A 13,539-nucleotide genomic window follows, 5' to 3' on the forward strand; every position below is an offset into this window, starting at 1 on the left:
TTTAGCTCAACTCCACGACGGCCAGGGATTGAATCTTCACGTCGGCGGGGATCTCGGCCTGGGAGATCACCGGCAGATTGGGGAGAAAACGCAGGAGCAATTGAGCCAAATGCGGGCGGAGCTGTGGGTTGGTCAGCAGCACGGGCTGGCCGTCCGGCGCCAGGACCGAGTCCATGGTCTTGCTGATGGACCGGATGATGCGTTGGGCCAATCCCGGTTCCATGGCCAGGTAGGCGCCGTGCTCGGCCTGACGCAGGGCCCCGTTGAGGCTTTCGTCGATGGTCTGGTTCAGGGTGAAGAAACGCAGGCCGTTGTCCGTGCCCAGGTAAGGCTTGATGATGGTCCGTCCCATGCGGGCGCGGACGTATTCCGTCAGTTGCGTGGGATCCTGGCTGGCGGGGCCGTAGTCGGCCAGGGTTTCCACTATGGTCAGGAGGTCGCGGATGGACACGCCTTCCATGACCAGGTTCTGGAGAACCTTCTGCACGACGCCCAGGGAGAGGACGGCGGGAACCAGGCTCTCCACGGCCTTGGGCGCGCGCTTGGAGAGGTTGTCCAGCAGGTTCTGGACTTCCTGGCGGCCCAGGAATTCATGCAGGTTGCGCCGGAAGACTTCGGTGAGATGCGTGGCCACCACGGTGGAGGGGTCCACCACGGTGTATCCGGCGAGCATGGCCTCTTCCTTCTGGGCTTCGGGGATCCAGATGGCGGGCAGGTTGAAGGCGGGCTCCACGGTCTCCACGCCCTGGATGCGGTGTTTGGCGTCGCCGGGATCCATGGCCAGGAAGTGGTCGATGAGGATCTCCGAGCTGGCGATGGGGTTGCCCTTGACCAGTACGCGGTATTCTCCGGGCTTGAGCTGGAGGTTGTCCCGCAGGTGCAGGGAGGGGATGATCACGCCCATGTCCAGAGCGAACTGGCGCCGGATTGAGCGGATGCGGGCCAGGAGGTTGCCGTTCTGTTCCTCGTCCACCAGGGGGATCAGGCCGTAACCCACCTCCAGCTCCAACTGGTCCAGGGGCAGGAGGGTCTGCACCTCCTCCGGGGTGTCCAGGGTCTTGGACTGAAGTCCCTTGTCGGCCTCCTCCTTCTGGGTATCGCCGAAGAACTTCGCCGAAAGCTTGCTCACGAAGAAGACCAGCCCGGCCAGCGTGATGAAGGGCAGGAAGGGCATGCCGGGCACCAGGGAGAAAAGGCCGAGCATGCCGGAGACCAGGCGCAGGGCGCGGTGGTGGAAGGTCAACTGGCCCAGGAATTCCTCGCCCATCTTGGCTTCGGCCGCCGCGCGGGAGACGATGATGCCCGCTGCGGTGGAGGTGATGAGCGAGGGGATGATGGACACCAGTCCGTCGCCGATGGTCAGCAGGGTGTAGGTTTCTGCCGCGTCGGCCCAATTCATGCCCTTCTGCAGGACGCCGATGAAGAAGCCGCCGACGATGTTGATGGCGGTGATGATCATCGTCGCCTTCACGTCTCCGGATACGAACTTGCCCGCGCCGTCCATGGCTCCGTAGAAGTCGGCTTCCTTGCGGATCATGTGGCGGCGCTTGGTGGCTTCCTTTTCGTCGATGAGCCCGGCGTTGAGGTCGGCCTCGATGGCCATCTGTTTGCCCGGCATGGCGTCCAGGGTGAAGCGGGCCGCCACTTCGGCGATGCGGGTGGTGCCCGAGACGATGACGACCTTGTTCAGGGTGAAGAGGATGAAGAAGATGACGATGCCGATGGCGTAGTTGCCGCCGACCACGAACTCGCCGAAGCTTTGGATGACCGTACCCGCCGCGCTGGTGCCCTCGTCGCCGTGGAGCAGGATGAGGCGCGTGGAGGCCACGTTCAGGGCCAGACGGAGCAGGGTGGTCACCAGCAGCAGGGACGGGAAGATGGAGAACTCCAGGGGCGAGGTCATGAACATGGACGTGACCAGAACCACCAACCCCAGGGAGATGCTCACGCTGAGCATGAAATCGAGGAAGGGCGTGGGCAGCGGCACGAGCATCACGAAGAGGATCGTGACCACTCCGCCCGCCAAGAGGACGTCGCCCTGTTTTGCGAACTTGCCGTAGTCGAGGTCGAGAATCGCGGTTTTGGCGTTGGCCTGGGACATGTTTTTGACACCCCTCGACGTTGGTTCCGGTCATCGACGGGGTGTTTTGAACCCCCGTCAGCGCTTGCTTTTCTTGAAACGGTCCAGGCGGGCGAGCAGGGCGGCCACGGCCTGGTACAGCTCCTCGGGGATCATCTCCCCGATTTCCACCTGCTTATACAAAGCCTGTGCCAAGGGCTTGTTCTCGCGGATGGGGATGTCGTGCTCGCGGGCGACTTCCTTGATCTTCTCGGCCAAGTGATCCAGACCCTTGGCCAGAACCCGGGGGGCGGGAGCCTCCATGACGTTGTAGCTCAGGGCCACGGCGATGTGCGTGGGGTTGGTCACCACCACGTCGGCCTTGGGCACGTCGGCCAGCATGCGCTTGGCCATCATGTTCATCATCTTCTGGCGTTGTTCGGCCTTGACCTGGGGATCGCCCTCGGCTTGGCGGCGCTCGTCCTTGATCTCGTTCTTGGTCATCTTGATCTGTTCTTCGTAGTTCCAGCGCGTGTACCAGAGGTCGGCGATGGCGATGAGCATCATCGGAACCAGGGCGTAACAGACCATCTTGTAGGCCGAGCCCAGGATGTAGGCGGCGAGACCCTCGGGAGCGGCATAGAACAACGGCAGGAAGTTGGGAAACTCCTGCCGGATGACGATGTACGGGGCGATGGCGACCACTGCGGCCTGGAGCATGCTGCGGGCGAAGCGGACCAGGGCTTGGGGACTGAACATGAGACGTTTTATACCGGCGAATATATTAAATATTTTACCAAATTTCGGTTTGAAGACCTTGGGGCTCCAGAGCTTGCCGACCTGCAGGCGCAAGGTGAGCCAGGCCACGAAGGCCAGGATGAGCATGAGCGGGAGCATGAGCAGGGCCATCCGTTGGATGCTCCAGAGAAACAGCTCGTAGGCGGACGACTGGGTCAGTTCCTGGAACATGCCGCCCGTCAGGAACCAACGGAAGATGGAGGACAGCTCCTTGTAATAAAATTCCACGAGATAGCGCAGGGCGATGACCCCGGCGAGCAGGGTCATGGTCTTGCCCATCTCCGCGCCCTTGGGGACGTTGCCCTCATCGCGGACTTTCCTGCGCCTCTTCGGCGTGGCTTTTTCTGTCTTGCTCGGATCTTGTTGCGCCATGACGGCCTCAGGGCGACGGCGGCCGCATGGCCTGGAGCATGTTCATGAACACGGCGTCCAGTCCCTGCACGTAGTCCGTGATGACCATCGAGAGGATCTGGAAGAGCAGCGTCAGAAAAAGGAACCCGACGGCCAGCTTGATCGGGAAGCCCAGCACCAGCACGTGCATTTGGGGAGCGGACTTGGAGATGAGAGCCAACGACAGGTCCACGAGAAACAGCGAGGCGATGATCGGGGCCGCGATCTTCACGGCCAGGAAGAACATCTGGCCGGAGAAGTCGAAAATCTGCCGCGTCAGCGTCGGCGAGAGGAAGAGCTGGCCCGGAGGAACCATGCGGAAGGTGGAGGCCAAGCCCTTGATGAGGTAGAGGTGTCCGTCCAGGGCCAGGAACACGAGCATGCTGCACATGTACAGGAAGTGCGAGGTGACCGCCTCGGAGACTCCGGTGTCGGGGTCCACGACGTTGACCATGGCGAAGCCCATCTGGAAGCCGATGATCTGCCCTCCGGTCTGGACCGCCGCGAAGAGGAAGCGGATCACGAGCCCCAGGGTCAGGCCCAGCAGAAGTTCCCCCAGGAGCATGACCGCGAGGTTCCAGTAATCCATGGGGAAGAGGTTCCCGGGAAAGGCGAGGCTGGGCCAGACGGCCAGGGTCAGGACGATGAGCAGGGCCGCCTTGACCGTGTTCGGCAGTCCCTGGCCTCCGAAAAAGGGCATGAGGAAAAGCACCACGCTGATGCGGAAGAGGGTGAGCAGAAAGCTCAACAGGGTCGACGGATCGTAGGCGAAGAGATTCATGGCCATTCCTCGGGACGAGGATTTGCAAGGAATGGGCCAAGGATGGAGCGGTGTATTCGTGAAAAAGCCCTCCGGGAGAGCTGGGCTTCCAGGAGGGCGGGCGGCCGGAGGGAAAACAAGGCTAGTTCAAGATGTAGTGCAACGGGTTCTGGGGTACCCCCGCCAGGAGCACCTCGTAGTGCAGATGCGGGCCGGTGCTGCGTCCGGTGTCGCCGACGTAGGCGATCAGGTCGCCGCGTTTGACCACGTCTCCCGCCTTTACGGCGAACCGCTGAAGGTGTGCGTAGCGGGTGGTCAAGCTGGGCGAATGGGCCAGCACCATGGTCAGGCCGTTGGAGCCGTCCTTGTCGGCCGCCACCACCCGGCCCGAGGCCGGCGCATAGACCGGTGTGCCGCGGGCCGCGGAGATGTCCAGGCCCCGGTGGAATTCTTCCTGACCGGTGAAGGGCGACTTGCGGTTGCCGAAACTGGAGGTGACCCAGCCGTCCGTGGGCCAGACCGAAGGCGTGGAGAGCAGGATGCCGGAGTTGGATTCGATCTTGAGCAGGACGTCCTGCTGGCGGACCTCCTCCAGCTTGGCGTCCACGTTCAACTGTTCCAGGAAGCCATGCATCTTGCGGGCCAGGAGCTCGTGGCGATGCAGCGGGAGATAGCCCTTGGAGAAGTCGGTGGTCACGGAGCCGCCCTTGGCGGTCATGGCCTGGGCGTTGTCCTGGTCCAGGTTGATCATGACCCGGAGCTTGGAGTCGAAATCGCGGATTCGAGTGAGATTCTTCTGAAGGCTGGTGATTTTTTGGGAAAGGCTCAGAAGCTGTGTTTTCTGCTCCTGGAGGGTTCTTTCGGATAGCTCAAGGTCGCGCTGAAGGCGTTCGTGGCTGTAATAGTAGCGGAGAAGGAAGACGTTCCCGGCGGTGAGGCCCGCCAGGATGAGGATGAGGGTGAAGAGCGTCCACCCCCGGAGCTGAAGCTTGCTGCAACTACCTCGTTTGTCCTTGAAAACGACGATGTGGTATTTCTTGAAAAGCATAGGTTTCCGCGGCTTGTGTTGCAGGTTGGGGAAACCGCCTCAACTCATCTGCATCATGTTCGGACCCCTATAAACGAGTGTCAGGTCGAGGTCAAGTCGAGCTGTTTGCGGGTCAGCCCGTTGAAGGTGTTGACGCGGAACGCCTTGTCATGGGCCCAGAGCTCCTGGAGCCAAGTGCGCATCTCGTCGCGCCGGGTGTTGCCGTTGGAGGGACAGTCGTTGGCCCAGATCGGCAGACCCCACTGCCGGGCGGCGGCCCGGATGAAACCTTTCTCCACAAGGAGCGCCGGACGGACGACCTGGAGGCGGCCCTCGAAGAAATCCTCGCGGATGGACAGGCCGTCGGATCGGCCGTTCTGCAGCAGATTCATGAAGGTGGTCACCACCAGATCGTCGGCGTTGTGCCCGAAGGCCAGGTGGGTCATGCCGTAGTCCTGGCAGAGGCGGAACAGACGTTTGCGGCGCAGCATGGCGCAATAAAAGCAGGGGGAATTCTTGCGGTTCTCCGGGGAGTGGGCGCGGGGGCCGAAGTCCGTGAGTTCCGCATGCAGAGCCACGCCTTCCGTCGCGCACCAGTCCGTCAAGGCCTGGTGGCTGTCCGGGGAGAACCCCGGGTTCACGTGCAGGGCCATGATTTCGAAAGGAAAGGGTACGATGGCTTGGCGGATGAGCAGGGTCTTGAGCAGGACGAAGCTGTCCACCCCGCCGGATACGGCCACGCCGATCCGGTCGCCCGGGCGCAGCATGCCCGTGCGCTGCATGCATAGTCCCACCAGCGCGACGCACTTTTTTTGGGCGTAAGTGAGTTTTCCGAATTTCGACATGGCTGTTGCGGCCTTGGCCCCTTTGGGGAGTGATAGTGCATCTTGTCTTGACTCGCAAGGTTCCGCCGTATATGTTTCTTGCCTTTGCCCGGGCGGGGGGTCGCCTGCCTGTGGGGGATGGAGCCGGTGTTTCGTCCCCGACCGCCAACCTGACGCTTATCCGGAGGCGCCGGATTCTTGAAACGCTGGTTTGCCCTGGCCCTTGGTCTGGCGGTGGCCGCCATCGGCGTGGCCTTGTTCTTGTCCCGGACTCCCCTGGACAAGAGCCGCCAAACGGTGGAGCCCGTCTGGCCGAGCGTGACCGTCGATTCGGTGCGTGAGATTTCGATCGCCGCGCCCGCTGGTCGGTACGTTTTGACGCGCGAGGACAAGGTCTGGTACGTCCGTCCCGGTGAAGCCTCCCTGCCTGCCAAGGCCAAGGCCGATCCATTCAAGGTGGCGGCCCTGCTTGACCTCCTGTCCCTGAACAAGCCCATCCGGGCGCTGCCGTCCGCCGAGCGCCGCGACGACGCGGCCCTGGGACTGGATCGGCCGCGCATCCGGATTTCCGTGACCCTGGAGAGCAAGGATCAGGCCCTCTCCGTGGTAGAGCTGTCACTGGGACGGGCCGTTCCTTCGGGCGAGGGGCTCTACGCGGTCAACTCCATGAACCCGGGCACCGTTTTTCTCCTGGCGAAGGCCTGGGAACGGCAGTTGGATCACCAGAGTGAATACTTCTGCGACACCCGGATTTTTTCCGCGCCGGAGGACAAGATATCCCGTCTGCGTTCCCTGGGGGCCGCTGGGCCGGACTGGGAGGTCGCCCGCAAGGACGGAGGCTTCGTCTTTCTCCTGCCGGAAGCGGCCAAGGACAAGCCCGTGGCCGAATCCGAGGTCAAACTGCTGATCCACAATCTTACCGGTCTACGGGCCCGATTGCTTCCCGACGGGACGCGGACCGTCGGAGAACCCTGGCTTCGGTACGAGTTGTGGAGTGGCGGCGCGGTGCCGGAGTTTCTGGAGATTTTCGGCCAGGAACCCCTTCCGGGAATGATTTTGGCCCGGTCTTCCTGGCAGCCCGGCCCGGTGGCCCTGGACCGCGATGTGCTGGACCAACTGGCCAAGAGCGGATTCGATCTTGAGGGCCGCAAGGTGCTCAGCCTGGACACGGGAAAGGTCCAGTTTTTCCGCATCGTCCTCGGCGGGCAGCTCCTGAACATGGAGAAGACCCAGGACGGTTGGATGGACTCCGCCACGGGCAAGGCCTTGCGGGGCATTGACATGGCGTTGTGGCGTCTTAGTGATGTGAAGTTCGAGGCGGCGGCCGTGCCCGCCCTGCCGCCTTCGGCGGATGAGGCCATGACCTGTGAAGCCCGGGACAAGTCCGGAGCTTCGCTGGTTTTGCTGCGTTTTTACACGGACATCGGACTGAGCCCCGGGCTCTGTTGGCTTCGGGTCGAGGGAAGTCCGCTCTGTTATCCGGTTTCGGCACAATTGTTCAAGGATCTTCAAGGGCTTTTTCCCTTGAAGAAATAAGACGGCCGGGCTTTCGAGTCCGCCGCAAGGAGTCGACATGGCGAGAATCACGGTCGAAGATTGTCTGGAAAAGGTCAGCAACCGCTTCCTCATCGTCCAGATGGCCATCAAGCGGGTCAAGCAGTACCGCGAGGGCTACGAACCCCTGGTGGAGACCAAGAACAAGGAAGTGGTCACCGCGCTGCGCGAGATCGCCGAGGGCAAGGTTCTGCCCGGCGCGTCCATCCCCGAGGCGGGGCTGATGATCGAGGCCGAGGCGGAATAATCCATGGCCAAGCGGGACTACTACGAAATCCTCGGCGTGTCCCGAACCGCCTCCGAGGACGAGATCAAGAAGGCTTACCGCAAGCTGGCGTTCGAATTCCATCCGGATCGCAACCAGGATGACCCGGAGGCGGAAACCAAGTTCAAGGAGGCCGCCGAGGCCTATGAAGTCCTGCGCGATCCGGAGAAGCGCAAGCGTTTCGACCAGTTCGGCCACGAGGGCTTGGGCAACGGCTTCTCCGGCTTCAACAGCGCCGAGGACATCTTCGGGGCCTTCAGCGACATCTTCGGCGAGGTCTTCGGCTTCGCCTCGGCCTCCCGCGGGCCCCGCCCTCGCGCCGGGTCCGACCTGCGGTACGACCTGACCATTTCCTTCCGCGAGGCGGCCCGGGGAACGGAGGTCGAACTGGAGATCCCCATGGACACGGTCTGCTCCACGTGCAAGGGCACGGGCGCCGAGCCGGGCACCTCGCCGGAGGTCTGCCGCCAGTGCGGCGGCAGCGGCCACGTGCAGCAGTCCCAGGGCTTCTTCCGCATTTCCGTGCCCTGTCCGGTGTGCCACGGCCAGGGGCGCGTCATCACCCGTTATTGCCCGGACTGCCGGGGACACGGCCAAGTGACCGAGACCAAGCAATTGCACGTGCGCATTCCCGCCGGTGTGGACACCGGGGCCAGACTGCGCCTGCGCGGCGAGGGCGAGGCCGGCCGCCACGGCGGCCCCCACGGCGACCTCTACGTGGTCATCACCGTGGAGCCGGATAAGACGTTGCGCCGTCAGGGCCAGAATCTCGTGGCTTCCTGCGAGATCGACATGGTCCAGGCGGCGCTCGGGGCCAAGGTCGAGGTGCCCACCCTGGACGAGACCGTGACCGTGGACGTGCCCAAGGGCACCCAGCACGGCGAGGTCTTCCGCCTGCGTGGACTGGGGCTGCCGCACGTGGGCAGCACCCAGAAGGGCGATCTGCTGGTTGAGGTGCGCGTGCGCATTCCCAGCCGTTTGAACAAGCGCCAGGAGGAGATCCTGCGTGAGTTCGCGGAGATCGAGTCCGGCAAGGCCGTGAACAAGGTCCAAAAGCTTTTCAAGAAGACCATGGACAAGGTCATGGGAGAGTAGAGTGGGAGAGGACTTCACCCATATCGCCGCCGATGGGTCGGCCCGCATGGTCGATGTTTCGGACAAGCGCGAAACCGTCCGGGTGGCCATCGTCCGGGCGCATGTGGCCATGTCCCCCGCCACCCTGGATCTTCTGGATCGTCGGGCCCTGCCCAAGGGCGACGCCCTGAACACCGCCCGCGTGGCGGGCATCCTGGCGGCCAAGAAGACCGCCGACCTCATCCCGCTCTGCCACCCTCTGCCTCTGAGCTTCGTGGACGTGCGTTTCGGCGTGAACCGCGAGGCGAATAGGGTGGAGGTGGAGGCCGAGGCCCGCACTCGGGCCCAGACCGGGGTGGAGATGGAGGCCCTGCTGGCCGCCCAGGTGGCTTGCGCCACCATCTACGACATGTGCAAGGCGGTGCAGAAGGACATGGTCATCGGCGATTGCCGGTTGGTTTACAAATCCGGCGGCAAGAGCGGGGAGTTCAAGGCCGAATAGCTTGCTCGGAAGGCTGCAGTCGAAGGCCGTCGCGCATGTGGGCGCGGCGGCCTTTTTCATTGCGTCGGCGGTGTGTTGCCGGTCTGCCGTCCGTGGAGCACGTCGTCCAGCACGAGCCATTCGTCGCCTGTGGCGGTGGCGAAGCGCTGTTCCAGCAGAGCCCGGACGCGCGGAACCTTCAGGTTGGAGCGCAGGGACCAGCGCGCGGTGAATCCCAGGAGCTTGGCGCCCTCGTCGTCGGCGGACACGGAGAGACAGGCCGCGCGGACGATGTCCTCCACGAAGGTCGGGTCGTCCGAGGCCAGATAGCGCATCCAGAGGCAGTCCAGGTCTTGGGCCGTCTGTCGCAATTCTTCCTCATCGCGGGGCGAGGTGACTGCCAGCAGCGGGCGGGGGCCCTCGGCCAGCATGCCCTGCAGGAGCGCTGCCAGGTGCGGCGCGGTCCAGGTGGGACGAAGACGCGCCAGCAGGGCGCGCGACTCGGGCACACCGGCGTACCAGACGGCGTTCAGGAAGATCACCCGGGCCGTGGGGTTGGGGTCGGCCTCCAGGGCCGTCACGGCCTGTTCGCGTTGTTGGGACGAGGATCGGAACAGGGCCGTGCCGAAAAAGTAGGCCAGCGGGCGGCGCAGCTGCTGCGCCTTGAACAGGCCGGAGCCCGCGAAATAGCTGATGCCGTCTGCCAGACGGCCCGGCTCGGGGTGCCGGCCGTAGTTCTCCACCCAGTCCATGAAGGTCTGGTCGGCGTCGAAGCCCGCCGCCGAGGCCGGAAAGGGCGCGGCCAACAGGAAGACCAGGAGCAGGGTGACGAAGGTTCGGATCATCACCAGACCATGCGCATCTTCACGCCCTTGGTTGCGATGTGCTGCTTGATCTGTGGAATGGTGTACTCGCCGTAATGCACGATGGAGGCGATGAGCGCCGCCGAGGCTCCGGCCTGGGTGAAGGCGTCGGCCATGTGCTCGGGCGAGCCCGCGCCGCCGGAGGCGATGACCGGGATGCCCACGCTTCGGACCATGAGCCGGGTCAATTCCAGGTCGTAGCCCTCCTTGGTGCCGTCGGCATCAATGGAGTTCAGGCAGATCTCGCCCGCGCCCAAGGCTTCTCCGGATCGGGCCCATTCCAGAGCGTCCAGCCCGGTGGGTTTGCGCCCGCCGTGGATGACCACCTCGAAGCCCGAGGGGATGGTCTCGCTCTTCGGCACGCGCTTCACGTCCATGCCCAGCACCACGCACTGGGAACCGAAGGCCGCCGCGCCCTGGCTGATCACGTCCGGGTTCTTCACCGCGCCGGAGTTCACGGAGACCTTTTCGGCCCCGGCCAGGAGCACGGCGCGCATGTCCTCCAGGGTGTTGATGCCGCCGCCCACGGAGAAGGGGATGAAGATCCGCGAGGCGACCTTTTCCACCACGTCCAGGAAGATGCCCCGGCCTTCGGCCGAGGCCGTGATGTCGTAGAAGACGATCTCGTCGGCGCCCTGCTCGTAGTAGTGGCGGGCGCTTTCCACCGGGTCGCCTATGTCCACGTTACCCTGGAATTTGACGCCCTTGGTCAGCTTGCCGTCGCGCACGTCCAGGCAGGGGATGATCCTCTTACTGAGCATCGGCGGCCTCCCGGCAGTAGTCTGCGAAATTGGAGAGCAGTTGGAGCCCGGGCCAGCCGCTTTTTTCGGGGTGGAACTGGACGGCCCAGAGCCCGCGTCGTCCGTGGACTGAGCAGAAGGGGCGGCCGTAGACGGTCTGGCCGATGACGTATTCCTCGGCGGGAGCCGGAAAATAGCTGTGCACGAAGTAGAATTCGCTGCGCGGGTCGATGCCCCGGAACAGTTCGCAGTCGACGCGCAACTGCACGGAGTTCCAGCCCATGTGCGGTACCTTGATGGGGATGCGGCCCTCGGCGTCCTCGGTCCAGGACGGGTTGAACAGGCGGCACTCGCCTGGGATCACGGAGAGGGCCTTGGTGTCGTTCTCCTCCGAGTAGTCCAGGAGAATCTGACAGCCCACGCAAATGCCGAGCAGAGGTTTTTCCTGCCAGATGAGCGACTTGAGGACCGCGTCCAAGCCCTCGCCCACCAATTCATCCATCGCCGTTCCGGCCGCGCCCACGCCGGGGAAGATGACCCCCTGGGCTTGCTCCAGTTCGGCGGGATCGGCTGTGATCGTGTTTTCGATGCCCAGGGAGTCCAGAGCCCTGCGCACGCTGGTCTGGTTGCCGGCCTTGTACTTGAGGATGGCGAGCATGGCGTCTCCTTCGCTTACAGAAACGGCCAGTAGTAGAAATCGTCCTTGAGTTCAAGGGTGGGAAGTCGTCCCCGTCGAGATCGTCCCTGAGCGAAGCCGGGCGGATGGATTCCAAAAAGACGCGAAAACGTTTTCCCGGAGACATGAAAGCCGCTTCAACCAAGGGTAGAGGGAATTTTCGCGGCTGGTTTTCGATGATCCGGAACAACGCCGCACGATGCGCGAAAAAAAGGAGGCCGTCATGGGCTGGGACGTCATTGCGATCTGCCTGGGACTGTTCGTCTGGGAAGTCGGAGCGGCGCTTGTTTTCCTGCGTCTGGAGCGGGGGGACGGAGTGAATCCGGTCGACTTCTTCACTTGGCCAGGACGCGCAGGTAGAGGTCGCCCGTCAGCGGACCGAGTTTGCGCCCCAGCCCCTTGAGCCGGATGGGGCGACCCACCACGAAGTCGGCGGGCAGGGTCACTTCCACGGTCTTGTCCTCTCCCGAGAATTGGCGCACCGAGAGTCGCAGCGTACGGCCGGGCAGGAGATGCTGGAGCGGAAAGTACACGGTCCGCTCGTCGTCCATCTGGCTTCGGAACCATGTCTTCAGGCCGCGCCAGAAGCCCTTGGACAGATCCAGGTCCATCGCCCGGTCGCGCCAGTTGAGCCGAAGCCTGCTGCGCCGGAACTCTTTCGGTGGGCGATAGCCTGGGCGGTCCTTGCGGATCTGGCTGTAGAGGTCGTCGAAGACCTGGCGGGCGAAGGGGTCCTTGAGCAGGTCGCGGAGCACCTCCTCGTCGCGGAAGGTGTAGCTGCGCGACCATGCGGCCTGACGCTCGGCTCCTGAGTCCCGACGGGCCCGCGAACGGGTCTCGGTATGGGAGCGGCGTTGTTGGCGTTCGTAGGCCTGCGCGCCCTGGGCCGGCCCCGTGCGGGGTTCGGCCTCGGGACCGAAACCTGTCGCGTCTCCGGGCGATTCCTGGAGCGTCCGGCTGAGCAGCACATAGGCTTCGTTTATTTCACGAAAACGACCGGCCGCGTCCGGTGCGGGGTTGAGATCCGGGTGGAACTGGAAGGCCAGCTTGCGGAAGGCGGTCTTGACCTCGGCCAGCGTGGCCCCGGGGGCCAGTTGCAGGATGCGGAAACACTGGGCCGGGGTCAGGCTGCTCATGACTCGTCACCGTCGTCGATCTTGAGCAGGGCGTTGGGTGCGCTGCCCTGGTCCTCGCGTTCCAGGTCGTGTTCCTTCAGGTAGCGGCGGCCCTGGCTCACGAAGTCGGGAAAGGGCACATCCGGGTTCACGCCCGGGCAATAGTCCTGGATGAGCCGCCAGCTCGTCTCGTCCACCAGGTTGCCCCGGAAGAACGGCCAGGCCCGGCAGACGTCGGGGCGGCCGGGGTGTACGCCGCAGCCTTCATTGTAGAAGACGCAGAAGCCGTCGGGGCCGCATGTGATCCCGACCTTGCCGTTCCGGGTTTCGGTGTAGCGTTCCAGAACCTCCGCCGGTTTCAGCCCCAAGTGCTCCGCCAGGCGGCTCAGATCCTTGTCGGTCAGGAGAATGCCGCCCTGCCCCCGGCAGCAGTGGCCGCACATACGGCAGGAGAAGGCTTCGTCAGCCATGGGCGTTTCCCAGCAGGCGCGCGTGTTCGACCATGAGGCAACGATCCTCCACCACGATCAGCGAATGTTCGAGCAGGGCGCGGGCCTCGGCGCTCGCGATGCCCAGTTGCATCCAGAAACAGCGGGGCCTGGTGGGCAGGCGCAGAACTTCGGCGGCGTGGGCCGGGCAGTGCTCGGGCGCGCGGAACAGGTTCACCAGATCCACAGGCTCTTCGATGTCCAGCAGGCTCTTGCGCGCGGGCAGACCCCAGACCGCGTTCCGGGCCGGATGCACCGGGATGACCCTGTAGCCCGCGTCGATGAGGTAACGCCCGACGCGGTCCACCGGCCGTCCCGGCCTGTCGTTGGCGCCCACCACCGCGATGGTCTTGACCTCGCGGAGCATGGCGGCTAGCTCTGAATCGCTGATCGGCATTCCGAGACCTCTCTCCGAAGGCCAGTAC

At 64.0% G+C, this 13,539-nt stretch carries 15 protein-coding genes; 4 read left to right on the top strand and 11 right to left on the bottom strand.

All coding sequences use genetic code 11. The annotated features are described in order from the left end of the window. Position 1: 1 nt before the first annotated feature. The 5 genes from flhA to H587_RS0100610 form a co-directional block, all read right to left on the bottom strand. On the bottom strand, positions 2-2,101 hold the full coding sequence (flhA, locus tag H587_RS0100590) for a flagellar biosynthesis protein FlhA (RefSeq protein WP_027174592.1): 2,100 nt from the start codon (positions 2,099-2,101) through the stop codon (positions 2-4). 57 nt (positions 2,102-2,158) lie between these two features. Continuing rightward, entirely contained in the window at positions 2,159-3,229 is a 1,071-nt protein-coding gene (gene flhB / locus H587_RS0100595) for a flagellar biosynthesis protein FlhB (protein ID WP_027174593.1), read from the bottom strand. Between the two features lie 7 nt (positions 3,230-3,236). Continuing rightward, positions 3,237-4,028 carry a flagellar biosynthetic protein FliR gene (gene fliR / locus H587_RS0100600; protein ID WP_027174594.1) on the bottom strand — a complete coding sequence of 264 codons (792 nt, stop codon included), beginning with the start codon at positions 4,026-4,028 and terminating at the stop codon, positions 3,237-3,239. Positions 4,029-4,149: 121 nt separating this feature from the next. Then, positions 4,150-5,055 (bottom strand): M23 family metallopeptidase, encoded by a 906-nt coding sequence (locus H587_RS0100605; protein ID WP_027174595.1) that lies wholly within the window; start codon positions 5,053-5,055, stop codon positions 4,150-4,152. 80 nt (positions 5,056-5,135) lie between these two features. Continuing rightward, positions 5,136-5,879: a tRNA lysidine(34) synthetase gene (locus H587_RS0100610; RefSeq protein ID WP_027174596.1), complete on the bottom strand. Its 744-nt coding sequence runs from the start codon at positions 5,877-5,879 to the stop codon at positions 5,136-5,138. A 177-nt stretch (positions 5,880-6,056) separates the two neighbouring features. Here H587_RS0100610 and H587_RS0100615 point away from each other — a divergent pair, with 177 nt between their 5' ends. The 4 genes from H587_RS0100615 to moaC are packed head-to-tail and all read left to right on the top strand — an operon-like array spanning position 6,057 to position 9,253. Then, positions 6,057-7,394, top strand: coding sequence for a DUF4340 domain-containing protein (locus H587_RS0100615; RefSeq protein ID WP_027174597.1), 1,338 nt, complete (start codon positions 6,057-6,059; stop codon positions 7,392-7,394). Between the two features lie 37 nt (positions 7,395-7,431). Then, entirely contained in the window at positions 7,432-7,659 is a 228-nt protein-coding gene (rpoZ, locus tag H587_RS0100620) for a DNA-directed RNA polymerase subunit omega (RefSeq protein ID WP_027174598.1), read from the top strand. A gap of 3 nt (positions 7,660-7,662) precedes the next feature. After that, positions 7,663-8,772: a molecular chaperone DnaJ gene (gene dnaJ, locus H587_RS0100625; protein WP_027174599.1), complete on the top strand. Its 1,110-nt coding sequence runs from the start codon at positions 7,663-7,665 to the stop codon at positions 8,770-8,772. A gap of 1 nt (position 8,773) precedes the next feature. Further along, the gene (moaC, locus tag H587_RS0100630) at positions 8,774-9,253 is read left to right on the top strand and encodes a cyclic pyranopterin monophosphate synthase MoaC (protein WP_027174600.1); all 480 of its coding nucleotides are present in this window, start codon (positions 8,774-8,776) and stop codon (positions 9,251-9,253) included. Between the two features lie 56 nt (positions 9,254-9,309). Here moaC and H587_RS0100635 read toward each other — a convergent pair whose 3' ends face one another. From H587_RS0100635 to H587_RS0100660, 6 genes are all read right to left on the bottom strand, one after another. After that, on the bottom strand, positions 9,310-10,077 hold the full coding sequence (locus tag H587_RS0100635; RefSeq protein ID WP_027174601.1) for a hypothetical protein: 768 nt from the start codon (positions 10,075-10,077) through the stop codon (positions 9,310-9,312). Beyond that, positions 10,077-10,856: an imidazole glycerol phosphate synthase subunit HisF gene (hisF, locus tag H587_RS0100640; RefSeq protein ID WP_027174602.1), complete on the bottom strand. Its 780-nt coding sequence runs from the start codon at positions 10,854-10,856 to the stop codon at positions 10,077-10,079. Before hisF ends, H587_RS0100635 begins: the two co-directional genes overlap by 1 nt. After that, positions 10,846-11,493 (bottom strand): imidazole glycerol phosphate synthase subunit HisH, encoded by a 648-nt coding sequence (hisH, locus tag H587_RS0100645; protein WP_027174603.1) that lies wholly within the window; start codon positions 11,491-11,493, stop codon positions 10,846-10,848. The genes hisF and hisH overlap by 11 nt, the downstream gene beginning before the upstream one ends. 353 nt (positions 11,494-11,846) lie before the next feature. Further along, complete coding sequence (locus H587_RS0100650; RefSeq protein ID WP_324348599.1) at positions 11,847-12,647, bottom strand: J domain-containing protein; 801 nt, start codon at positions 12,645-12,647, stop codon at positions 11,847-11,849. After that, on the bottom strand, positions 12,644-13,096 hold the full coding sequence (locus H587_RS0100655) for a YkgJ family cysteine cluster protein (RefSeq protein ID WP_027174605.1): 453 nt from the start codon (positions 13,094-13,096) through the stop codon (positions 12,644-12,646). The genes H587_RS0100650 and H587_RS0100655 overlap by 4 nt, the downstream gene beginning before the upstream one ends. After that, the gene (locus H587_RS0100660; protein WP_027174606.1) at positions 13,089-13,511 is read right to left on the bottom strand and encodes a CoA-binding protein; all 423 of its coding nucleotides are present in this window, start codon (positions 13,509-13,511) and stop codon (positions 13,089-13,091) included. Before H587_RS0100660 ends, H587_RS0100655 begins: the two co-directional genes overlap by 8 nt. Between the last annotated feature and the right edge of the window lie 28 nt (positions 13,512-13,539).

This window comes from Desulfovibrio aminophilus DSM 12254, assembly GCF_000422565.1.
GTDB classification, from domain to species: Bacteria; Desulfobacterota; Desulfovibrionia; order Desulfovibrionales; family Desulfovibrionaceae; genus Aminidesulfovibrio; species Aminidesulfovibrio aminophilus.